The sequence below is a fragment of the Promicromonospora sp. MEB111 genome, assembly GCF_030209445.1.
Taxonomy (GTDB): domain Bacteria; phylum Actinomycetota; class Actinomycetes; order Actinomycetales; family Cellulomonadaceae; genus Promicromonospora.
Map to the genome: position 1 here is coordinate 84,011 of NZ_JARVSD010000007.1, position 22,172 is coordinate 106,182.

Below are 22,172 nucleotides of genomic sequence, written 5' to 3' on the forward strand. Positions count from 1 at the left end.
GCGGCAAATCTCAGAGGACTCTCGGAGCGTGCGCCACCGGCGCGCAGTCCGCTCAGACGGCTCCGGCACTCGTCGCTCGACGCCGGCGGTGCCGGTGATCGGTGGCCGTCGCGTCCCGGTCGCGCAGGTTCCGGCGACGCCGGTGCAGGCGCCACGCCTCGTCGGTGCCCCAGACGATCACCGGGAACAGCACCAGGAGCGCGAGGTACTCGGCGGGCGGGGGCACGGTCCCGAACACGCGCTGCAGGGGCGGCAGGCCCACGAGCGCGGCGGCGAAGAGGATCTCGGCCCCGATGCCCCACAGCAGGAGCCGGTTGCTGAACAGGCCGATCGAGCGCAGCGAGGCGAACAGTGCGCCGTCCTGGTCGTGCACACCCCGAAGACACCCGACTCTCCGGAACCGGGGCGGTGACGACGTCCTCGCGACCCGAGCCGTCGCGAGGCGGGTCGGATGCTGGCGGTACCACTCCGTGTGCAACCGGACTCGGCGAGGAGGCGGACTGAGATGGAGATCGTTCGAGGCGAACGAACGGCGCAGGAGATCGTCGGCCTGCGCGAGAAGGTACGGATGGACGAGCTCGAGGACTTCTTTCCACGGGCCATGACGGCAGCGGCCGAGGCGCTCGGAGCGCGCGGTGTGGAGCCCTCGGGGCCGCCCGTGGCGCTCTACGAGGACATGTCCGCGGAAGGGTTCGACGTGACGGCGGGTTACCCGGTCCCGGCAGGGGCCGCACCGTCGGACGACGTCGTCGCCGCGATGCTCCCGGCCGGCGCGACGGTGGAAGTGGTCCACGAGGGCCCCTACGAGACACTGACGGCGGCCCACGAAGAGCTGACCGCCTGGTTCCGGGAGAACGGGATGCCCTCGCCGACGGTCGTGTGGGAGGAGTACGTCCTCGGGCCCGAGAGCGGTGCAGATCCGAGCCGGTGGCAGACGCGGATCGTGTACCCGGTGGGCTGACCCGGCCTTTCTCCTGCCGCGTCAGGCCCTTGGTCGGTCACACGCAGGACGAAGGGCAGTCGAAGACAGGACCACCTGCCCTGCCGGGCGCGCGGGCCGGGTGCTGTCCTGGGTGAAGAGCACGGGTCGACCAGATCCGGTGTCGACGCGGCTCCAGACCGGCTGGGCCGGTCGAGGCAGGCGAGCACGGACTGAGGGAGACGAGCCATGGACGTCGGCGACGCACGGATCGAGAGGATCCTGAGAGCGGCTGGAGACGCTCCGAGCGTCTTGAACACGCAGCCGTGGCAGGTGGCGGTCACGGGGAGCACCGTGACGCTTCGTGCCGATCCGTCGAGGCAGCTCCGGCACAACGACCCGCAGGGCCGTGAGATGTTGATCAGCTGCGGGGCCTTCCTGTTCAACGCGAGGGTGGCTGCCCGGCGCGAGTCGCTGACCGCCGTCGTCACGCTCCTGCCCGACCCGGGCGACGAGCTGCTCGTCGCCGAGCTGGCGCTCGAGCCGGGCGACGACCCGAGCCCGGACGAGCTCGAGCTGTCCGTGGCGATCGAGCACCGCGCGACGTCCCGCGACCCCTTCGACGACCAGCCCCTGCCGACCGACCTCCTGGTCGCCATCCAGCGGGCCGCGGACCACGAGGGAGCCGGCCTGCGCGCGATCCAGCCCTCGGACCCCGCGCGGACAGGGGTGCTGGAGCTCGTGCGGCGGGCCGAGGCCATCGCGGCGGAGGACCTGGCCGGTCGCGACGAGGAGGCGGCTTGGACCGCCACCGAGCCGGGACGCGACGACGGCATTCCGGTCAGGTACCTCGGACGGGCGCCGAGCAACCTGGGTGCACCGGCGCGCCGGTTCCACGAGAGCGTCGGCCGGGAACGGTTCGAGCAGAACTCGACCCTCGCCGTCCTGAGCACTCCCGGCGACACGCCCCGGGACTGGGTCATGGCCGGCCAGGCGCTGGAGCGCGCGCTCCTGGTCGCCTCCGGCTACTTCGTCCGCGCGTCGTTCGCCACGACCGTCCTGGAGAACCCGACGACGCGCCACGACCTGCGCCAGGTGCTCTCCCTCGGTGGCTTCCCCCAGATGCTGATGCGGCTCGGCAACGTCGCGCGGCCGGTCCACGCGCCCCGTCGCACCGTCCGTACGACCACGCCGTAGGCCTCGGGACGACCGTCATGGACGACCCAGCTCCTTCGAACCTGTCGCCGCGACGAAGGGCCGGTGACCGTCGACAGGTGCGCACCTCGATGCCACGCCTCGCCCCGGCCGACGAGGCCAATCTCGTGCTCGATCACTCGGGCCAGGTCAACGTGTTCCTGGTGGCGGGCCTCCTGACGCACGGCGGCTTCGTCGGAGACGACGGAGTCCTTGACCTCCCGGCCCTTCGCACCGCACTGCAGTCGCGGATCAGCCGACTGCCGTCGCTCCGTCGCGTGGCGGTCCCCGCGGGGCGGGGGCACGCGTGGGCCGAGGTGCCACCCGACCTGGAGCACCATGTCCGGCTCGTCGAGGCCGAGGAGGCAGTCGTGGCGCTCGAACGACGATGCGGTGAGCTGATGACCGTTCCGCTCGCCCGCGACCGTCCGCTGTGGGAGCTTCTGCTCGTGCCGGGCGGCGACCTGACGGATGCCGCCTTCATCCTGCGGATCCACCACGCGATCGCCGACGGGATGTCGGCAGTCGCGCTGGTGCACGAGCTCTTCAACCCCGAAGAACGGCGAACCCTCTCGGGAGACGTTCCCGTCGACGCGCCGACGGACCATGGGCGATCCGGGCGAGCCGGGGAGTCGGCGCGGCGGGTCCGTAGGCTCGGGTTCGGGCTGCGGCGAGTCCTGACGACGATCAGCGGTCGAGGAGTCCCGCCCACGGTGTTGCTCGGCGAACGGAGCCCGAACCGGGGTGTGGCTCTCGTCGACGTCGATCTGGGCGCGCTCACGTCGCGGGCGCGCTCGTTCGGCGCGACGGTCAACGACGCACTGCTCGCCTCCGTCGCGGCGGGCTTCGAAGCCGCACTCCGCGCCGCGGGCGAGCAGGTCCCTGCGACGCTGGCCGTCTCGTCGCCGGTCGCTCTGCGGCGGCATGGGTCGGCGAGCAACCAGGTCGGGGTCATGCTGGTGAGGCTCCCCCTCGCCGGGACCGGACCGGATGACCGGCTCCGGCTCATCGCCGCTCGGACGATGGCCGAGAAGGTGCGCGCGCGTCAACAAGGCACGCTCGAGCTGATGCGCGGTCCTCTCGGTGCGCGCCTCATGGACGGCGTCGGCCATCGGCAGCACCTCGTCGCCGGCTTCGTGACGAACGTGCCCGGCCCCGCCGAGACGATGCGCCTCGCGGGCGCGCCCATCACGGCCATCTGGCCGGTCGCGGTGCTCGCGGCCAACGTTCGGATCGGCGTCGCAGCGACGTCGTATGCCGGCCGCCTGCGCTGCGGGGTTCACTTCGACGCGCGGAATGTGCCTGGTGCCGCGTTCGCAGCAGCCATGCAGAACGAGCTCGCGTGCCTGGACGACCGTTCCAGGAAGGCTCACTTCGAAAGGGATGCGTCATGACTGCTGTCGTGCTGTACGAGTCGATGTTCGGGAACACCCGCCAGATCGCCCAGGCGATCGGTGACGGCCTCTCGGACCTGACCGATGTCCGCGTGGAACCGGCGTCTGCGGGTCCCGATCTGGCGGTCGACCTGGTGGTGATCGGTGCGCCCACCCATGCGCACACCCTGCCGCAGGCGTCGTCGAGGGAGGATGCGGCGAGATGGGCGGCCGACCCAGACCAGCATCTCGTCCTCGAACCCGGCGCCGCCAAGCCCGGGGTGCGGGAGTGGATCGAGTCCCTCTCCACCCCGCCGGCCGCTTGGGCCGCATTCGGCACACGCGTGGACATCCCGCGTATCTTCGCCGGCGATGCCTCGGCGGGGATCGAGCGACGGATCCGGCGCCTCCACTCACGTCCGGTCGCCGATTCCGAGTGCTTCCTCGTGACCACGAAGAACGTACTCGTGGACGGCGAGCTCGATCGGGCCCGCGAGTGGGGTCGCTCGCTCGGCCAGGCCGTGAGATGACATATACCGCAGGCGCCCGGACGTCGTGAGATGCGGTTCCGAGGAGATGAACATGCGTAACGCCTGGTACCGCGGCATCGTCGTCGGGGTCGACGGCTCCGCCCACAGCATGGCAGCCGTCGACTGGGCGGCGCTGACAGCCGACCGGCACGGGGCGCGGCTCACTGTGCTGAGCGCCTACGTCACCCCGCCGTCGAACACGACCGCCACCCTGGGCGTCAGCGTCACGGACCTGCGCGCGGACGCCCTCGACGCCGTCGAGCGCGCGGTCACCCGGCTGGACGACGCGCACCCCGGCGGCCACACGGTCGAGGAGCAGATCGTGCACGGCGAACCGGCCTACCTGCTTGTTCGGCGGTCCAGGTCTGCCGACCTGGTGGTCGTCGGCCGACGCGGACTCGGTGCGCTGGACCGGGCGGTGCTCGGCTCGGTGTCGGGATCGCTCGCGGCCTCGGCGCACGGTCCCGTGGCCGTGATCCCGGCCGGGGCGGAGGCCGGCGAACCGGGCCGGGTGGTGGTCGGCGTGAGCAGCGACGACGCCGCCCCTCAGCTCGACCTGGGCTTCGCGGAGGCGCAGCAGCGTGCCTGTCCGCTGGTGGCGGTGCACGTGATGGAGCCAGACCCCGCGGCAGGCCTTGACCTCGGCATGCCGGGCACGGGGTACCCGGAGACCGAGCGGGAGAGCGTGCGGCGACAGGTCACCCGGTGGTCCGAGAAGTACCCCACGGTGTCCCGGACGGTCGTCTTCACGAGCGGCAACACGGTGGATGCCATCCTCGACGAGCTCCGGCCGGACGACCTGGCCGTCCTCGGTGGGCAGCCTCACGCTCCGACGGTCGGGCGGCTCCGGTACTCCGTCGCGGACGCCGTTCTCCGGCGGTCGCGCAACCCCGTGATCGTGGCTCATCAGCAGGACTGACCCGCTCCGTCCGGCCCCATGGTGCCGGCGGAGGCAAGCACGAGGGCCGCGAGGGAAGGCCGGCTACCCTAGGGGCCAGTCCTCTACCATCGGCCAGGTGTTGAAGACCCACCCTCCCGGCGCCCCGTCCGACGGGGACCTGGTCCGTGCCGCGCGGGGCGGCGAGACGAGTGCGGTCGGTCTCCTCCTGGCACGGCACCGACCCGCCATGCTCGCGGTCGCGACCAGCGTGCTGGGTCACGTCCCGGACGCCGAGGACGCCGTCCAGGAGGCCGCGCTCGTGGCCCTGCTGCGGATCGACGACCTGCGGGACGTGGACGCGGCAGGGCCGTGGCTCAGGTCCGTCGTGCGCAACGCCTGCAGGATGCGGCGGCGGGCGCGGTCCGACCTGCCCCTGGACGAGCAGCACGCGGACCGGCTCCCGAGCATCGAGCCGGACCCCGCGGACCTGCTGGACCGGTACGCCAGTCGCGACTGGTTGTGGGCCGCTCTCGGCGAGCTGCCCACGGACCTGCGCCTGACGCTGGTCCTGCGGCACCTCGGCGGGCTGCCGGCCTACAGCGACATCGCGACGACCCTTCAGATCCCCGTCGGCACGGTCCGCAGCCGGCTCGCGGAGGCTCGGCGGCGCCTCGCGAACGCGTTGCTCGCCACCGCCGAGGCCGCGCACGACGACGTCGCCGCCGTGACCCGCGCCCGTCGTGGCGAGGCCGCCGAGATGCTGGCGGCGGCCGACCGGGGCGAGTTCGGCTCGGCGCTGGGCGAGTGGTGGTCGCCGCTCGTGGAGTCGACGTGGCCACGCGGGCACACCACGACGGGGCACGACTACATCCTGCGGGCCATGGCGGCGGACGTCGCCGACGGCGTGCGTCATCGGCTCGCCGACGTCGTGGCTGGTCATGACCTCGCCCTGTGGGAGATCGAGCTGCTCAACCCGCCTCAGGACCCGGAGCACTGCCCGCCCGGCGCACTGTGGGTCCTGCGCCTGGAGGACGGCCTGGTCCGACGGGCCCACCTGTTCCACCGCCCGAGGGAGTGACGGACGTCACTCTCCTCGCGCCGAACTTCCTGACGCCGCCGAGCATCGTGAAGGTGTGAACACACGGATGACGGACCCGACCGAGCTCGCGGAGAGCGTCGAGGCCGAGATGATGTACCGCTACGAGACGAACGCGCCGGCCCTCGCACAGGAGGGGCTCGGGATCGCGACGACCCGGATGGGCGGCGGCGTGGTGCTGTCCGCCCGCCTCGACCCGTTCGACTACTGGAGCAAGGCGCTCGGGTTCGGGTTCGCGGAACCCGTCACGCACGAGCTGGTCGACCGGGTCGTCGCCTTCTACCGCGAACAGGGCACGCCCACCGCCGTCATCCAGGTGGCGCCGTCGGTGCTGCCGCGCGACTGGGCGCAGATCCAGGACGCCCACGGGCTGCGGTCAGCGGGATCATGGCTGAAGCTGGCGGCGCCGATCGCCGACGTCCGGGCCGAGGCCCGCACCGACCTGCGGGTGGGACCGGTCGGCGAGGCCGACGCGCACGAGTGGGCCTCCGTCGTCTCCCGTGCCTTCGACATGGAGAACGCCGCCATGGTCGCGATGATCGCCGAGAGCGTGCGGCACCCTGCCGCCACCCCGTTCGCCGCCTGGGACGGCGACACGATCGTGGCCGGCGCGAACCTCTACGTGCACGGCACGGTCGCCTCCCTGAACTCCGGCGCGACACTGCCGGGCCATCGTGGCCGCGGCGCCCAGTCGGCGCTGATCGCCGCACGCCTGGCCGCCGCGCGTGCCGCCGGCGCCACCTGGGTGGTCTCCGAGACCGGCGCGCCCGCACCGGGCGAGCTGAACCAGTCCCTGGCGAACCTGCAGCGCGCCGGCCTGCAGGTCCGCTACGCACGCCAGAACTGGCGCTGGCGCGCCTAGACCGAGGCCTGGCACCGAGCCGGCCCGGCCGGGACCGCTCCGGGTCAGTCCAGGTGCCGCAGGTCCGGCCACAGGGCGTCCCAGCCGCCCGTCGGGCTGCGGCACTCCAGGATCGACACGCCCTGTTCCTCGTTGTCGACGCCCACGCCGTTGTCGAGCCGCCCCCGGACCGCGCACTCCTCGAACCGGCGGTCCCAGGCACCGGGGGCCTCGGTGAGGACCAGGGCGACGGTCGAGGACGCCGGGGGCGGCCCGTACTCCCATAGCTCGTTGTGCCCCGAGTACACGGCGGGCAGCCCGAGGTCGGGACCGTACCGGTCCACGGCCCCGGCCTCGCCGTAGTTCTGCGTCAGGACGACCGTCCGGTCGCGGTCCTCCGCGGGGAGCGCCGCGTACACGTCTGCGACCTGCCCGACGTAGGCGGGCCAGCCGACGGCGTCCTGCGCCGAGGAGTTGATGTCGGCGACCGGCGTGCTGCCCAGCACCGCCACCGGCACCAGCGGCAGGCTGATGACCAGGCATATCGCCGCGTTCAGCGCTACCGTCACGACGACCGCCCGCCGCCAGGCGGTCCCGGCCCAGTCCACGATCGGCACGCATCCCGCCGCGAACAGCACCGACAGCAGGCCCGTCGCGTAGTACGTCTGGGACCCGGCCACCCAGGTGAACGCGAGCAGCACCGGGTAGGCGACCACCAGGAAGCGCAGCAGGGGCCGACGGCGCCACAACCACACCAGCCCCACGAGCCACACCAGGGTCAGCGGCACGCCGAGCGTGAGCAGCTGGAACAGCCACATCTCGGAGCGCACGTCGGCGGCGTTGTTCTCGCCCAGCGCCGCACCCATCGCGAGCTGCGGCCAGCCGTTCGTGGCCTGGAACACCAGGTTCGGCAGGCCCACGAGGAGTGCGACGACGGCGCCGGCCCACGGCCACAGTGTCGCGAGCGGCCACCGGACCGGGGGGGCGGACCCGTGCAGCATCCGCCACGGCCAGCCGACGATCAGCCCCAGCAGGATCCCGCCGAGCAGCGCCACCACCAGCAGCTTGTTGTACAGCGCGACGCCCGTGACCAGCCCGGCGGCGAGCCACCAGCGGGGGTCTCGCTGCACGGCCCGGATCACGCACAGCAGGACCGCCGGCCACATGACCAGGTCCAGGCTCGAGGTGAGCAGCGTGTGCCCGAACGCCACGGGGATCGCCGCCGTCCCGTAACCCCAGGCGGCCAGCGCCTGCGCTCCCGCGCGCCCACCCAGCTCACGGGCGACGAGCGCGATCACGACGATCGCGGCCAGGTGCGCGAGCGTCGCCGGGATGCGCATCACGAGAAGCGTGTCGCCGAACAGCTCGGCGAAGGTCCGCGCCAGCCACGGCGTCAGGGGCGGCTGGTCCACGTATCCCCAGGCCGGCTCCAGCATGCGGAAGTACAGCTCGTCCCGGTGATACCCGTACTGCGTGCTGGTCGCGGTCAGCAGCACGCCGAGCACCAGCACCGCGGCGACCACAGGACGCCACGCCACGGCGGGCCGCGGGCCGGTGGGCCGGACCTCGGCTGGGTACGCCGGGCCTCGGAGCGAGTCGGGTGGTGCGGACGCGTCCGCCATGGTCCGGAGCGTACCGACGGCGCCGGGCGGCGCGCCAGGAAACGGCGCGGTCAGGAATCACCGGCCAAGCAGGACCGGTAGGTTTCCGTGGCCAGGGCCGGTCGAACCGAACGTCAGAGGCCGAGGTCCACCACCGCGGCCGCCACCCACGCGGCCAGCACCACCAGCGCGAGCACGACGTCCCCCCGGCCGATCGGGACGGGACGCCACACGGTACGGGAGCGCTCACCCAGGCCCCGGGTCTCCAGCGCCAGCGCGATGCGTTCGGCCGACCGGATCGAGGTGACCAGCAGCGCGAAGGCGGCCCGCCCGGCGTCGGACAGGCCGAATCGGGGACGCCCGCGCCGCAGGGGCGCACGCACCGCCTGCGCCGCCCGGACCGTGGCCCATCGCGCGGGCATCGCCGCGAGCATGCGGTGGCCCGCCAGCACCGGGTAGGCGTACCGGGGGCTGAGCCGGGCGTGCTGCACCAGGCTCACCATCAGGTCGCGTGGCGGCGTGGAGGCCAGGAACCCGATCGTGAGCACGCCGATGACGAGGCCGCGCAGCGCGAGGGCGACACCGACCGTCAGCCCCTCGGCGCTGACGGGCGATCCCGGCACGATCGGGGTGCCCGGCCGGCTGAGGCCGTTGACGGCGACCAGCCCCACGCCGAACACGACGAACGGCACCTGGCCCAGCACCAGGGTGCGCGGCGGGACGCGGCCTGCGACCCCGACCGCGGCGACCGCGAGCGCGTAGAGACCCAGCAGCGGGCGCGGGTCGAGGAAGCCGAGGATGGCGAGCGAGGCGGCCAGCAGGATCGCCGCCTTGACCGTCGGGTTGCGACGGCCCAGGTAGGGGGTGGCGGCCGTCATGCGGCCACGCCCAGCGCCAGAGCGGCGGCGTCCATGGCTCGCAGCACCTCGACCAGCTCCCGGCCGTCGCGCACCTCGTGCGCCAGCCGGCGGAGCAGGACGGGTGGGCGCAGTCCCGCGCGCGCGAGCAGTGCCTCGTCGCGGAGCAGGTCGAGCGGAGCCGTGTCGGCCAGCAGTGCGCCGTCCGCGAGCACGAGGACGCGGTCGGCGTAGCCCGCGACGGCGCGCAGGTCGTGGCTGGAGAACAGGACGCCGCGGCCGTCCGCCGCGGCGTCGCGCAGCGCCCGGAGCACGCCCACCGAGGCGTGCCGGTCCAGGCCGAAGCCGGGTTCGTCGGCGAGCAGGAACGGGTGCTCGTGCACGAGCATCGCGGCAAGGCTGAGGCGGCGCTTCTGCCCGCCGGAGAGCCGGTAGGGGTTGTGGTCGGCGAGCCGGGTGAGCCCGAAGCGCGCCAGGGCCCGCTCGACCCGGGGCGCGGCGTCGGGCGACAGGCCGTGCGCCACCTCCTGGCGCACGGTCGTGGCGGTGAGCTGGTGCTCCGGGTTCTGGAACACGAGCCCGGCCCGGGGGCCGTGCACGCTGCCGGCGGCGGGCCGGTCGAGGCCCGCGAGGCAGGTCAGCAGCGTGGACTTGCCGCTGCCGTTGGCCCCGACCAGCGCCGTCGTGGTCCCGGGGTGGAGCTCCAGGTCGACTCCGCGCAGCACCTCGCGGCGCCGGGCCCGGGGACCGCGCACCACGGACAGGCCGCGGGCGCGCAGGGTCGGGCCGTCGTGCGGGGCAGGACGGGACGCGACGTCGGACGCAGGCAGGGCACCCGGCGCGACGGCGACCCCGCCGAGCTCCCGCAGCAGCCGGGCCGCCAGCGACGCGCCCGCGAGGTGCGCTTCTACCCAGCCATCGCGCCCGGAATCAGGCTGTTTCCGGGCGTGATCGCTGGGTAGAAGCGCACCTCGCGGGCGCCCCAGGAGCGCCTCCAGCTCCAGGTCGAGCGGGAGCCAGCAACCCTCGCCGACCAGGTCCCGGAGCATCGGCACGGTGAGGTCGCCGACGGCGACGTCGTGCCGGACGCGCCCGTCGGCGCCGAGCACGATCCAGCGCTCCGGAAGGGCCTCCGCCCCGGCGTCGCCCGCCAGCTCGTCGAGCCGGTGCTCCACGAGCACCCAGGCGGCGCCGGTCGTGCGCCGGACGACGTCGAGCGCGCGCCGCACGGCGTCGATCCCGGCGGCGTCGAGCATGGAGGTCGGCTCGTCGAGCAGCAGCAGGGTCGGAGAGGGCGCGATCGCCGCGGCGAGCGCCACGCGCTGCAGCTCCCCGCCCGACAGCTCCGCCGTGGCCCGCCCGGCCAGGGCCACCGCCCCGGCCCGTTCGAGCGCCGTGCGCACGAGCGGGCCGATCGCGGCGGGGTCGACGGCGAGGTTCTCCAGCGGGAACGCGACCTCGTCGAGCACGTCGGGGAGGCAGACGCCGGACTCCGGATCCTGGGCCACGACGCCCACGACGTCGGCGAGCGCCGCGATCCCGGTGCCGGCCACGGACCTGCCGGCGACGCTCACCGTGCCGTCCACCTGCGCGTGGACGGCGTGCGGTACCGCGCCGTGCAGCATCCGCAGCAGGGTGGACTTGCCGGACCCCGACGGGCCGAGCACGAGCACGCTCTGCCCCGGACCGATGCGCAGGTCCACGGGCCCCACCCCGTCGCCGGTGCCGTACACCGCCTCCAGGCCGGTGGCCTCGACGACGGTGTCAGCGCTCACGGCGCACCACGGGCCCGCGGAGCGCGGCGTCCGCCCGGCCGATGGCGAACTCGTCGAGCACGCCGGTGCCGTGCAGGCGGTCGACGATCACCTTGGCGAGCAGGCCGCCCAGCACGAGACCCGAGACGAGCTGCATCCCCAGGCGCAGCGCCAGGATGTCCTGCCCGTACCAGCCGAACCGGAACGCGGACCACACGAAGACCAGGCCCGCGCCCAGCAGGCCCGACGCCGCGTACAGACCCCACCCGAACCGGCGGTAGCGGGTCAGCGCGAACGGGAGCTCGCTGCCGGCGCCCTGGATCGCCGCGGCCACCAGCAGGAGCGGCCCGACCGGGGAACCCAGGAACACCACCTCGACGACGGACGCGATCACCTCGGCGATGATGCCCACGAACGGCTTGCGGATGATCGCGACCGCGATCGGCGCCACCAGGAGCCAGCCGCCCAGCAGCAGGTGCTGGGCCAGGTCGCCGGCCGGTCCCATCGCCACGGCGAGCCCGTTCCACGCCTGCACGAGCGCCCAGTACAGGAATCCGAACACCACGCCGAGCATCACCATGAGCACGATGTCGCGCAGCGGCAGCCGCGCCCGGCGGCGCGTCGTCGGCTCACTCATCGTTGCCGGCCGCGCTATGGCTCGGGCTGTTCACCGAGAGGGTGAGGTGGCTGGTGACGTGCTGCACCGTGCGTCCCGCGAGGACCCAGCCGGCGAAGGCACTGGCGAGCACCCGTCCGGCGTCGCCCTCCAGGCGGGTGACGAAGTGCTGCGAGCCGCGGAACGTCCCGTTGTCCTTGGCCAGCTCGATCGCGGCGTAGATGTCGCGCATGTGGTCCGGTGTCACGTCCGCGCGGACGTCGTCGGCCAGCGGGTACAGCGCCCACTCGGCCGAGACGAACCGGCCGGTGTCGCGCCCCTGGGGCACCTCGGTGACCCGCGGGCCGGCCCCGCCGGGCAGCTCGCACACCACCTCGCCCGGGCAGCCCCGGGACAGGTGCACGGTGATCGCCGCGTGCCTGCCCGACGCCGCGATCCCGGCCGTCAGGTCGGTCACGTACCGCAGCAGGTCGGCCTCGGCGCCGCCCACGTAGGTGCTCACGTCGCCGGTCTCGACGACCAGCCCTGTGGTGTCGGCCTGCCGCAGCGCGCCCAGGATCACGTCGACGTAGTCGTCCGACATCACCGCGGCGGTGATCCGCGCGCCGACGCCGAAGCGCATCGGGTCGCCGCGCAGCTCTGCGGTCTCGTCGGTCACGGTGGCGTGGTCCGCCATGAGGTCCTCCCCTGTCCGTCGGATGTCCGTCGGGCACAGGAGGACGGGACCGGTACGGCCACGTCCTGAGGTCGCTCCCTGCGCCGGCATGATCCGGATCAGGTTCAACGGTCGGAGTTCGATTACTCCCTCTCAGCCCGGCATACCGGACTCCCGTGCTCGGCGCTCACCGTAACAGCACCCGTCACACCACCTGGACATTCCGGCTGAGCACCTGGACGCTTCGGCTGTTTTGCCCGTTTATCACCCCTGTTCGTGCTAGGTTCCCGGACGCCTGGTTTGAGCTCGCTCGATGACGAACGGAGCACCTGCCATGACCTTCGAATCAAGTCGCCGTGACTTCCTGCGCCTGACGGGCGCCGCCGGCGCGGGCCTCGCGCTCGGCGGGGTCCCCTTCGCCGCGCACGCCACGCCCGTGCGCCCGGAGTCCGACCCGGCAGTGCCTCCGTCGGCGGCCACGACGCTGTGGTACCCGGAGCCGGCCGCGGAGGACCGGATCATCGAGGAGGGCCTGCCGATCGGCAACGGCCGGCTCGGGGGCCTGGTCACCGGCGGCCCCGGCGACGACGCGCTCTACCTGACCGACGGCTCGTTCTGGACCGGCGGACGCAACGACGTCCTGCTCGACGACGGGCAGCTGCCGTACGGTCGTGACGACTTCGGCAGCTTCGGGCTCCTCGCGAAGGTGCGCGTCGCGGTCCCCGCGCACAGCGGTGACGCGGTCGGCGACTACCGGCGCGAGCTCGACCTCGCCAACGGGGTCGTGTCCGCCACCTATCGCCACGGCGGCCGGCGCTTCCGTCGCGAGGCCTACGCCAGCCATCCCGACGACGTCGTGGTGATCCGGCTGACCGGCGGACCCCTGACCGGCACCATCGCGCTGGACGGTACCCACGGGGAGACGACGTCCGCCGCCGGGCGGCACCTGTCCTTCGCGGGGGCGCTCGGCAACGGGCTGCGCCACGCGGCGGCGGTGACTGCGGTGAGCACCACCGGACGGGTGGCTGCCGACGGCGGCGTGCTGTCGTTCGAGGACTGCACGGACCTGCTGATCGTGGTGTGCGCGGGCACCGACTACGTGCCGGACGCCGCCCGCGACTTCCGCGACCCGTCGGCCGACCCGCTCGCGCTGGCCGTCGAGAAGGTCACCGCCGGCGCCCGTGTTGCCGGGCACCGGCTGCGGGCCACGCACGTCGCCGACTACCGGCGTCTGTACGGGCGCATGTCGATCGACCTGGGCGACTCCACCACGGCCCAGCGGGAGCTGGACTCGTGGTCCCGGCTGACCGCCCGGCACGCCGACCCCGACGTACCCGACCCGGAGCTCGAGGCCGCGTACGTGCAGTACGGGCGCTACCTGACCATCACCGGCTCGCGCGACCGGCTGCCCATGAACCTGCAGGGCGTGTGGGTCCACAACAACACACCGGACTGGTACGCGGACTACCACACCGACATCAACATCCAGATGAACTACTGGCTCGCCGATCCCGCCGGGCTCGGCGAGTGCGCGGTCCCTCTCGCCGACTACTGCGTCGCACAGCTCCCGGTCTGGACCGACGTGACCGGCCGGCTCTACAACGACCCGCGCAACCGGTTCCGGAACTCCAGCGGCGAGATCGCGGGCTGGGCCATCGCCTTCTCCACGAACATCTACGGCGGCAGCGGCTGGGCGTGGCACCCGGCCGGCAACGCCTGGCTGTGCAGCACGCTGTGGCGCCACTACGAGTACAGCCAGGACCAGGCCTACCTCGAGAAGATCTACCCGGTGCTGCGGGGTGCGGCCGAGTTCTGGCGGGCACGGCTGGTCACCGTCACCGTGACGGGCCCGAGCGGCGCCCCGCGCGAGGTGCTCGTCGACGACACGGCCTGGTCGCCCGAGCACGGCCCCGACGCTCGCGGCACCACCTACGGCCAGGAGCTGGCCTGGGACCTGTTCCAGCAGGTGCAGGTCGCAGCGCGCCGCCTGGGGCGGGACGCCGCCCTCGCCGCCGAGCTCGCGGACCTCCAGGCCCGGCTCCACCTGCCCGAGGTCAGCCCGGAGACAGGCTGGCTCCAGGAGTGGATGAGCCCCGCGAACCTGGGCGAGGTCACCCACCGGCACCTCTCGCCGCTGGTCGGTTTCTACCCGGGCGACCGGATCGCCACGGACACGAGCCCGGCCGACCTGATCGACGGCGTCCGGAACCTGCTCACGGCCCGGGGCACGGACAGCTACGGCTGGGCGTGCGCCTGGCGGTCGCTGTGCTGGTCCCGGCTCAAGGACGCCGACAAGGCGTACCAGCTCTACCTGACGGTGCTGCGCCCGTCGGTGGACAACGGCAACGGCACGGCCCCGAACTTCTTCGACATGTACAGCCAGGGCAGCTACACGATCTTCCAGATCGACGCCAACCTCGGGGGCGCGGCCGCCGCCCTGGAGATGGTCCTCTACTCCCGCCCCGGCGTCATCGAGCTGCTGCCCGCGCTGCCCGCGGCCTGGGCGGACCGCGGCAGCGTCACCGGCGTCGGCGCCCGCGGCGGGTTCGAGGTCGACGTCGCCTGGCGTCGGGGACAGGTCACGCAGGCGACCATCCGCAGCGTCGGCGGGACCGAGACGGAGGTGCGCGCCGGGACCTGGCGGCGGCACGTCAGGCTGCGCCACGGGCAGTCGATCACGGTCCGGCCCTGACGGCGGGCCCGTAGGCTCGGGACGATCCACCGCTGTTCCGCCGTCCCCGAGGAGCTGTCCGATGCGCCCCGTCCTGCATGCCGCAGCCGTCCTGTTCGACAACGACGGCGTGCTGGTGGACTCCAAGGCCGCGGGCGAGGCGGCCTGGCGCACGTGGGCGGTTCGTCACCGGCTCGACCCTCGTGCGGTGCTGGCCGACGTGCACGGGCGCAGGTCTCGGGAGACCGTGGCCCGGTTCCTGCCCGACGACGAGGTCGATCCTGCGACGGCCGAGATCGATGCCCTGGAGCTCGAGACCGCTGACCGGACCGTGGCGATCAAGGGCGCGACCGAGTTCGTCGCCTCCGTCCCGGGACACCTGCGTGCGGTCGTCACGTCGGCGTCCCGGGACCTGGCGGTCGCCCGCCTGTCCGCGGCCGGCATCCCGCTGCCCGACGTGCTCGTGGCGGCCGAGGACGTCGCCGCGGGCAAACCCGCGCCCGACCCCTATCTTCGTGCGGCACGGCTGCTCGGGATGTCCCCCGCGGAGTGCGTCGTGCTCGAGGACAGCGCCAACGGCATCCGCTCGGCGCGGGCGGCGGGCGTCGGTGCCGTTCTCGGCATCGGCGACCCGACCGTCGAGCTGGGAGCCGACGTCGTCGTCCCCGATCTCACCGCGGTGCGCTGGACCCGCGACGGAATCGTCCCCGCCGAGGGTCACGAGGTCGAACCGGTCCGCCGCCCTGGCCGGTAGGACGCGAACCGCGGCAGCCGCTCCAGGTACAGCTCCGCGAGCCGCCTGCGGTTGCGGGGATCGCGCGACGCCGCGCTCGTCGGGACCACCCGGTCACCCTCCAGGTAGGAGCCGGAGGGGACGTCGGCGGCCGCCGCGAAGAGCACGCGCTCCGCGCCCACCGTCGGCGGCCCCCCGATCGGCCCCGCCATGGCCGCGCTGAGCGGCGTCTCGTTCAGGCCCGGGCACAGCGCGACGACCGTGACGGGCTCGGAGCCGAACTCCTTGGCCAGGAGCGAGGACCAGGTCACCATCGCCAGCTTCGCCCGCGAGTACGCGGTGACCGGGGTGTACCCGGCCACCAGGTCGGGGTCGGCGAGGTCGAGATCGGCGACACGGTGGGCCGACGACCCGACGTTGACGATGCGCGCGCCCTCGGCGAGGGAGGGGGCCAGCAGACGGGTGAACAGGGCGGGCGCGAGGGCGTTGACCTGCAGCGTCCGCTCGAACCCGTCCGCCGTGACCAGCCGCTCGGGAGCGCCGGGCACACCGGCGTCGTTGATCAGCAGGTCCACGGTCGACACCGCCTCGCGGACGGCGCGAGCGGCCTCGGCCACGGCCGTGAGGCTCGTGAAGTCGACCGACAGGTACCGGACGTGCGCGCTGCCGGACGCGCGGATCCCCGCCAGCACCCCGGCGACCTCGTCCTCCGGCTCCGGCCCCTGCACGATCAGCTCGTCGGCCCGGCCGGCGAGCCGCCGCGCCGTCGCCTCACCGATCCCGCTCGTGGCGCCCGTGAGGACGACCGTGCCCCAGTGCGCCTCCCGCGCCCTCATGAGGCGTTCCTCGTTCCCAGCACCCGGCCGAGCCACTCGGTCCGTGTCCGCCGCGCTGCCGCCGAGACCCGCGCCCCGGGCACGAGCGCGTCGAAGCCGTGGAAGCCGCCGGCCCACACGTGCAGCTCCGCGTGGCCTCCGGCCGCCCAGATGCGGCTCGCGTAGCTGACGTCCTCGTCCCGGAACACCTCGGCCGAGCCGACGTCGACGTAGGTGGGCGGCAGGCCGGACAGGTCGTCGGCGCGGGCCGGCGACACGTACTGCGACACCTCGGTCGCGTGCCCCTCGCCCAGCACGGCCTGCCAGCCGAACGCGTTCATCGCCCGGCTCCACGTGGCGGGGCCGGCGGCGAACTGGTGGCTCGAGCCGGAGTCGTTGCGATGGTCGAGCATGGGGCAGACCAGCACCTGCGCGGCGACGGCGGGCGTCCCGCGATCCCGCGCGAGCAGGGCGAGCCCGGCGGCGAGGCCGCCTCCCGCGCTGGTCCCCGCCACGACGAGCCGGGCCGGGTCCACACCCAGGTCGGCGGCATGCTCGGCGACCCAGGTCAGCCCCCGGTAGCAGTCCTCTACCAGGGTCGTGCCGGTCGCCTCCGGCGCCAGCCGGTAGTCCACGGTCACCACCACGACACCGAGCTGGTCGAGCCACTCCAGCGGGATGTCGATGTTCGAGAACCGGTCCCCCATCACCATCCCGCCGCCGTGCACCCAGAAGACGCAGGGCACGGGGGTCGAGCGGTCCAGGCCCGGTGGGCTCAGGACGGTGAGCGGGACCGGCGTCCCGTCCGGCGCGGTGACGCCGACGTCGCGCCGGCCGACGGTCCGCCCGGCGGTGAGCAGGCTCTCGACGCTCTCCGCCGTGGGCGCGGCGAGGTCGCGCACCTGCGGCAGCGTGCCGGTGGTCAGGGTCGCGGCGGGCAGGAGGTCGAGCAGCGGACGCAGCTCGGGATCGATCTCGGGGCGGGTGGTCGTCATGGCATGTTCCTCTCGGTAAGGGTTCGGATCGTCGGCGGGCTCGACCGCTTCGGCGGGGCGTGCGGCTCAGAGCTCGGCCTTGCCGCCGACGGGCACCTGGTCGGTGTACTCGGACTCCCCCGCCAGCAGCTGCTGCAGCTCGGCGACGAGGGCCTGCGCCTCGGCGCTCGCGAAGAACGCGGCGTGGGCCTCCTCGGAGGTCCAGCCCTCGGTGACGTGCACGACGTCGGCGTTGCCCGCCGAGCGGCTGATCAGAAAGACGGGGCAGTCGTCGCGGGACAGCGACGGGGCGTGCAGCAGCATCTCGACCAGGGCGTCGCCCTTGCCGGGCTGCGCGGTCATGGTGGCCTGGAATCCGTGGCGGACGGTCATGTGGGTCTCCTTCGGTGGGGGCTCCTGGGAGCCCGTGTGCTGTGTGTCCATCACACCGTGCAGGCCCTCCCCGCCGACAGACCGATCGTCCCGGCCACTTGCACGATCCTCTCGTTGTCGCGAGCATCGTGAATGTGCCATGATCGGGGCATGAACGGTGTGGACCTCGAGGAGCTACGTGCTCTGCTCGCCCGGCACGCACGGCGGGACAGCAGCGCGACGGCGCTCGACGACGTCCTGGTCTCGGCGGTCCACAGCACCGCTCCGCCCGCGCCGTCCATGTCGGGTGTGGTCATGGCACTGATCGCCCAGGGCTCGAAGCGGATAGCGCTCGGCGACCGCGTGTACGAGTACGGTCCCGGGCAGTACCTGGTGGCGTCCGTCGACCTGCCGGTGACCGGGCTCTTCACGAGGGCTCGCCCCGACGAGCCGGCACTCGGCTTCGGGCTCGTCCTGCGACCGGCGCTGATCGCGGAGATCCTGCTGCAGGCCGCACCCGGCGACCTCCCTCCCACCAGCGCCGCGGCCCCGCCCGGCATGGTGGTCAGTGATGCCCCCGCGCCCCTCGTCGACGCCGTGGTGCGACTGCTGCGGCTCCTCGAGAACCCACGCGACGCCGCGGTCCTGGCACCGCTCGTCAAGCGCGAGATCCTCTGGCGGCTCATCACCGGGGAGCAGGGCGCCACCGTGCGCCAGCTCGGCCTTGCCGACAGCGGGCTCGCCCACGTCGCCCGGGCCGTCCGGTGGATCCGCGAGCACTACGCGCAGCCCTTCCGCGTCCAGGACGTGGCGGCGCTGTCAGGCATGAGCGTCTCGGCGTTCTACCGGAACTTCCAGGCCGTCACGGCGATGAGCCCCATCCAGTTCCAGAAGCAGATCCGGCTCCAGGAGGCACGGCTGCTGCTCGCCACGCGCCCCGGCGACGTGACGGGCGTGGGGCTGCGGGTCGGCTACGACAGCCCGTCACAGTTCAGCCGTGAGTACCGGCGCCAGTTCGGCCTGCCGCCCAGCCAGGACGCCGTCCTGCTGCGCGACACGTCGGCCGACCGCACTCCAGCCCTCGTGTAGGCGCCTGCCCTCGGCTGCGTCCGCGCAAACCACGGATCCTCCGTGCGCGCCACACCCAGGATCTTCCGAGGTGGCGCTACCGTACGGGTGCCTGCCTGGCAGACGTCGACGCCGACCTGAAACGGAGTTCCTGTGGCACGAGGTACCGGCATCCCCCGCCGCACCGGCGCACTGCTCGCCGCGACGGGGGTCGCGGCGGCTCTCCTGGCCGGGTGCGGGACCTCCCCCACCACCGGCGCGGCGGCCGACCTGTCCCCGGACGCGGTCACCGCGGCCCTCGAGGAGGGCGGCGACCTGCTGGTCTGGGCCTGGGAGCCCACGCTGGACCAGGTCGTCGAGAGCTTCGAGGCCGAGTACCCGAACGTGAACGTCGAGCTGGCGAACGTCGGTACCGGCAACGACCACTACGTGGTGCTGCAGAACGCGATCAGCGCGGGCTCGGGGGTGCCCGACGTCGCGCAGGTCGAGTACTACGCCCTGCCGCAGTTCTCCATCGCCGGGTCGCTCGCGGACCTCGCGCCGCTGGGCGCGAGCGGGCTCGACGGCACCTACTCCCCCGGGACCTGGGGATCGGTGACCGACGGCGACGCGGTGTACGGCCTGCCGATGGACTCCGGCCCGATGGCCCTGTTCTACAACGCGAAGACGTTCGAGGAGGCCGGCGTCGAGGTACCGGCGACGTGGGACGAGTTCGTCGAGGCCGCACGGAAGATCCGTGCGCACGACAGCGACACCCACCTCATCGCGGACGACGGCAACGCCGGGTTCGCGACGTCGATGATCTGGCAGGCGGGCGGGACGCCGTACACCGTCGACGGGACCAAGGTGACCGTCGACCTCGCCGACGAGGGCTCGGCCCGGTTCGCCGGCATGTGGCAGCAGCTCCTGGACGACGACCTCGTGGCGAAGGTCCCGGAGTGGTCGGACGAGTGGTTCCAGCGGCTCGGCGACGGGACGATCGCCGCGCTGGTGACGGGCGCCTGGATGCCCGCGAACCTGGAGTCCGGCGCGCCCGGGGCCTCGGGCGACTGGCGCGTGGCGCCCATGCCGCAGTGGACGGCGGGCGCCACCGAGACCGCCGAGAACGGCGGCTCCGCGCTGTCGATCACCGAGGCCAGCACCCAGAAGGCCCTGGCCTACGGGTTCCTCCGGTACGCGAACGCCGGCGACGGCGTGCAGGTTCGGCTCGACCACGGGAACTTCCCGGCCACGACGGCGGACCTCACCAGCCCCGAGTTCCTCGCCAAGCAGCCGGAGTACTTCGGCGGGCAGAAGATCAACGAGGTGCTCTCGGCATCCGCCACCGGTGTGGTCCCCGGCTGGCAGTACCTGCCGTACCAGGTCTACGCGAACAGCGTGTTCCCCGATACCGTCGGCCAGGCCTACACCGGCTCGACGCCGCTGGCGGACGGCCTCGGCGCCTGGCAGGACTCGATCGTCAAGTACGGCAACGAGCAGGGCTTCACCGTCTCCGGCTCGTGAGCAAGACAGCACCGGAGCCCCACGCCGAGCACCGAGACCGACGTCGCGGCCGCCGACCAGGAACCAGGGACTTCTACCGGATCTCCACGTCGAGGAAGAGGCCGGTGATCTTGCCCCCGGTCGCTTCGATCACGGCGCCGAAGAACGCGCCGCCCTCGGGTGACGCCGTGGCCGCCGAGGCCTCGTCATAGCCGTCGAAGAACAAGTCGAGCGTGCGGTAGGCCGGGGTCGGCGTGCCGTCCTCCTTGGGCCATACCCGGCTCGACTCCAGGCTCCGCAACCCGGGCAGGGCGCGCGCCTTGTCGAGCACGTCCGGCAGGACGGCCTCGAAGGCGTCGGGAGAGTCGAGGTTGTCGATGATGATCTCAACCTTGGTAGCCATGATGCTTCCTTCCTCAGAGTGAGCAACTCAATGTAGACTGACTAGTCACTCTACTACCCGCTCCGGCGTGTTGGGAAGTGGGACCGTGCCGAGTACGGGAAGTCGACGACTCAGCCACCTCGCCGAGCCGGTGATCGTGCCGGGCACGCACGAGACGATCCTCACCCACCCGGACGACGTAGCCAGGGCGCTGCGGAATACCACCGGCGGCTGACCCGCCCGCGCGACGTCGCGCCCCCCGGGCTCTCGATGTTGAGCACAGCAGCTGCTGCCAGGATCGGCCGGGCGCGGCAGCAACTGCTGTGCTCGAGGTCGTGACCAAGGCAACGCCGCGGACGGCAGCAGTGCTAGCCGAGCACCAGGTCGCGGAGGGCGGCGTCGGAGGCCGCCTGGGCGTTCCGGTCGTACGTGGAGCTGAACGCCATGATCTCAACCGCCCCGGTCGCCTCCACCACCCGGTCGAGCTGGCTCCGCACCGTGCCTGGCGACCCGACCGCGCCCTGCGCGAGGTGCGCCTCGACGCGGTCGCGCAGCTGGCTGGTCCACGGCTGGGCACGGATCGCCTCGACCGCCTCCAGCGGGCCGAACTCGCCCGTCTGCCGGGACCGGGCCATCGCCCACGCCTCCGGCAGGGCCAGCTCACGCGCCTCGGCGTCCGAGTCCGCGACGAGGACGTCGAGCGAGACGGTCACCGACGGCTCCGGCGCGCGGGACGAGGGGCGGAACTCCTTGCGGTACGTCGCGAGCGCGTCGGGCAGCGACGGGCTGCTGAGCACCGGCCCGCCGATGACCACGGGCAGCCCCAGGGCGGCGGCGACGGCGAGGCCCCGCCCGGTGGCGAGCACGAAGACCGGGATGGTGCGCGCGGCGGCGGGCCTGGCGGTGATGGCCGCGGCACCGTCGAGATGGTCGCGCAGTTCCTCGATGTCCTCGATGAAGGTGTCGGGGGCGTCCGCCCCGTGCCGGAGCGCCCGGCGTACCGGCACGGTGAAGCCGAGGGTGCGCCCCACCCCGAGGTCCACCCGGTCCGGGTAGAGGGCGTCGAGCATGAGGAACTGCTCGGCCACGACCAACGGCTGGTGATGCGGCAGCATCACCCCGCCCGACCCGATCCGGATGGTGCTGGTGCGCGCGCCGAGGGCACCGAGCAGCACGGGCGGCGACGCCGAGGCGATCCCCGGCACGGCGTGGTGCTCGGCGACCCAGAAGCGGTGGTAGCCGAGTCGCTCGGCCACCACCGCCCGCTCGATCGTGTGGCCCAGTGCGGCGGCGTCGGGGTATCCGGCTCGGGTGCGGGAACGGTCCAGGAGGGAGAGCCTCACACGAGCCCTCAACCGC

Annotated in this window: 22 protein-coding genes and 1 riboswitch; of the genes, 11 read left to right on the plus strand and 11 right to left on the minus strand. The window is 73.3% G+C overall.

Annotated features, from left to right (window positions below):
* Positions 1 to 52: 52 nt before the first annotated feature.
* On the minus strand, positions 53 to 373 hold the full coding sequence (locus QRN56_RS07220; protein ID WP_285102128.1) for a cation transporting ATPase C-terminal domain-containing protein: 321 nt from the start codon (positions 371 to 373) through the stop codon (positions 53 to 55).
* 132 nt (positions 374 to 505) lie between these two features.
* Between QRN56_RS07220 and QRN56_RS07225 the strand changes: the two genes are divergently transcribed.
* The 7 genes from QRN56_RS07225 (at position 506) to QRN56_RS07255 (ending at position 6,854) form a co-directional block, all read left to right on the plus strand.
* Positions 506 to 961, plus strand: a complete 456-nt coding sequence (locus QRN56_RS07225) for a GyrI-like domain-containing protein (RefSeq protein WP_285102129.1) — start codon at positions 506 to 508, stop codon at positions 959 to 961.
* A 207-nt stretch (positions 962 to 1,168) separates the two neighbouring features.
* Positions 1,169 to 2,116 carry an Acg family FMN-binding oxidoreductase gene (locus QRN56_RS07230; protein ID WP_502928760.1) on the plus strand — a complete coding sequence of 316 codons (948 nt, stop codon included), beginning with the start codon at positions 1,169 to 1,171 and terminating at the stop codon, positions 2,114 to 2,116.
* A 77-nt stretch (positions 2,117 to 2,193) separates the two neighbouring features.
* The gene (locus tag QRN56_RS07235) at positions 2,194 to 3,507 is read left to right on the plus strand and encodes a wax ester/triacylglycerol synthase domain-containing protein (protein ID WP_285102131.1); all 1,314 of its coding nucleotides are present in this window, start codon (positions 2,194 to 2,196) and stop codon (positions 3,505 to 3,507) included.
* 8 nt (positions 3,508 to 3,515) lie between these two features.
* Positions 3,516 to 4,016 (plus strand): flavodoxin family protein, encoded by a 501-nt coding sequence (locus tag QRN56_RS07240; RefSeq protein WP_285102132.1) that lies wholly within the window; start codon positions 3,516 to 3,518, stop codon positions 4,014 to 4,016.
* Between the two features lie 52 nt (positions 4,017 to 4,068).
* Positions 4,069 to 4,935: a universal stress protein gene (locus QRN56_RS07245; protein WP_285102133.1), complete on the plus strand. Its 867-nt coding sequence runs from the start codon at positions 4,069 to 4,071 to the stop codon at positions 4,933 to 4,935.
* 97 nt (positions 4,936 to 5,032) lie between these two features.
* Positions 5,033 to 5,974, plus strand: a complete 942-nt coding sequence (locus tag QRN56_RS07250; protein WP_285102134.1) for an RNA polymerase sigma factor — start codon at positions 5,033 to 5,035, stop codon at positions 5,972 to 5,974.
* A 67-nt stretch (positions 5,975 to 6,041) separates the two neighbouring features.
* Positions 6,042 to 6,854, plus strand: a complete 813-nt coding sequence (locus QRN56_RS07255; protein WP_285102135.1) for a GNAT family N-acetyltransferase — start codon at positions 6,042 to 6,044, stop codon at positions 6,852 to 6,854.
* Between the two features lie 44 nt (positions 6,855 to 6,898).
* Here the strand turns inward: QRN56_RS07255 and QRN56_RS07260 are convergent, their stop codons facing one another.
* The 5 genes from QRN56_RS07260 to QRN56_RS07280 form a co-directional block, all read right to left on the minus strand.
* The gene (locus QRN56_RS07260; protein WP_285102136.1) at positions 6,899 to 8,455 is read right to left on the minus strand and encodes a glycosyltransferase family 39 protein; all 1,557 of its coding nucleotides are present in this window, start codon (positions 8,453 to 8,455) and stop codon (positions 6,899 to 6,901) included.
* Between the two features lie 113 nt (positions 8,456 to 8,568).
* Positions 8,569 to 9,312 (minus strand): energy-coupling factor transporter transmembrane component T family protein, encoded by a 744-nt coding sequence (locus tag QRN56_RS07265; RefSeq protein ID WP_285102137.1) that lies wholly within the window; start codon positions 9,310 to 9,312, stop codon positions 8,569 to 8,571.
* Complete coding sequence (locus QRN56_RS07270) at positions 9,309 to 11,066, minus strand: ABC transporter ATP-binding protein (RefSeq protein ID WP_285102138.1); 1,758 nt, start codon at positions 11,064 to 11,066, stop codon at positions 9,309 to 9,311. The genes QRN56_RS07265 and QRN56_RS07270 overlap by 4 nt, the downstream gene beginning before the upstream one ends.
* Complete coding sequence (locus tag QRN56_RS07275; RefSeq protein ID WP_285102139.1) at positions 11,056 to 11,682, minus strand: ECF transporter S component; 627 nt, start codon at positions 11,680 to 11,682, stop codon at positions 11,056 to 11,058. Before QRN56_RS07275 ends, QRN56_RS07270 begins: the two co-directional genes overlap by 11 nt.
* Complete coding sequence (locus QRN56_RS07280; RefSeq protein ID WP_285102140.1) at positions 11,675 to 12,337, minus strand: YkoF family thiamine/hydroxymethylpyrimidine-binding protein; 663 nt, start codon at positions 12,335 to 12,337, stop codon at positions 11,675 to 11,677. The genes QRN56_RS07275 and QRN56_RS07280 overlap by 8 nt, the downstream gene beginning before the upstream one ends.
* A 58-nt stretch (positions 12,338 to 12,395) precedes the next feature.
* Positions 12,396 to 12,504: riboswitch (TPP riboswitch) on the minus strand.
* A gap of 146 nt (positions 12,505 to 12,650) precedes the next feature.
* Between QRN56_RS07280 and QRN56_RS07285 the strand changes: the two genes are divergently transcribed.
* Complete coding sequence (locus QRN56_RS07285) at positions 12,651 to 15,008, plus strand: glycosyl hydrolase family 95 catalytic domain-containing protein (protein ID WP_285102141.1); 2,358 nt, start codon at positions 12,651 to 12,653, stop codon at positions 15,006 to 15,008.
* Positions 15,009 to 15,069: 61 nt separating this feature from the next.
* Positions 15,070 to 15,741 (plus strand): HAD-IA family hydrolase, encoded by a 672-nt coding sequence (locus QRN56_RS07290; RefSeq protein WP_285102142.1) that lies wholly within the window; start codon positions 15,070 to 15,072, stop codon positions 15,739 to 15,741.
* On the opposite strand, the gene QRN56_RS07295 is transcribed toward QRN56_RS07290, so the two are convergent.
* The 3 genes from QRN56_RS07295 to QRN56_RS07305 form a co-directional block, all read right to left on the minus strand.
* Positions 15,705 to 16,556: an SDR family NAD(P)-dependent oxidoreductase gene (locus QRN56_RS07295; RefSeq protein WP_285102143.1), complete on the minus strand. Its 852-nt coding sequence runs from the start codon at positions 16,554 to 16,556 to the stop codon at positions 15,705 to 15,707. The two genes, QRN56_RS07290 and QRN56_RS07295, sit on opposite strands and share 37 nt — an antisense overlap.
* Positions 16,553 to 17,530, minus strand: coding sequence for an alpha/beta hydrolase (locus QRN56_RS07300; protein WP_285102144.1), 978 nt, complete (start codon positions 17,528 to 17,530; stop codon positions 16,553 to 16,555). Before QRN56_RS07300 ends, QRN56_RS07295 begins: the two co-directional genes overlap by 4 nt.
* Positions 17,531 to 17,596: 66 nt before the next feature.
* Positions 17,597 to 17,902 carry a putative quinol monooxygenase gene (locus QRN56_RS07305; protein ID WP_285102145.1) on the minus strand — a complete coding sequence of 102 codons (306 nt, stop codon included), beginning with the start codon at positions 17,900 to 17,902 and terminating at the stop codon, positions 17,597 to 17,599.
* Between the two features lie 150 nt (positions 17,903 to 18,052).
* On the opposite strand from QRN56_RS07305, the gene QRN56_RS07310 reads away from it, so the two are divergent.
* Together QRN56_RS07310 and QRN56_RS07315 are read left to right on the plus strand one after the other, a co-directional pair.
* The gene (locus QRN56_RS07310) at positions 18,053 to 18,970 is read left to right on the plus strand and encodes an AraC family transcriptional regulator (protein ID WP_285102146.1); all 918 of its coding nucleotides are present in this window, start codon (positions 18,053 to 18,055) and stop codon (positions 18,968 to 18,970) included.
* Between the two features lie 132 nt (positions 18,971 to 19,102).
* Positions 19,103 to 20,452 carry an ABC transporter substrate-binding protein gene (locus QRN56_RS07315; RefSeq protein ID WP_285102147.1) on the plus strand — a complete coding sequence of 450 codons (1,350 nt, stop codon included), beginning with the start codon at positions 19,103 to 19,105 and terminating at the stop codon, positions 20,450 to 20,452.
* Positions 20,453 to 20,525: 73 nt separating this feature from the next.
* On the opposite strand, the gene QRN56_RS07320 is transcribed toward QRN56_RS07315, so the two are convergent.
* Together QRN56_RS07320 and QRN56_RS07325 are read right to left on the minus strand one after the other, a co-directional pair.
* Positions 20,526 to 20,834 carry an EthD domain-containing protein gene (locus tag QRN56_RS07320; RefSeq protein WP_285102148.1) on the minus strand — a complete coding sequence of 103 codons (309 nt, stop codon included), beginning with the start codon at positions 20,832 to 20,834 and terminating at the stop codon, positions 20,526 to 20,528.
* A 347-nt stretch (positions 20,835 to 21,181) separates the two neighbouring features.
* Complete coding sequence (locus QRN56_RS07325; protein WP_285102149.1) at positions 21,182 to 22,156, minus strand: MsnO8 family LLM class oxidoreductase; 975 nt, start codon at positions 22,154 to 22,156, stop codon at positions 21,182 to 21,184.
* Positions 22,157 to 22,172: the final 16 nt, after the last annotated feature.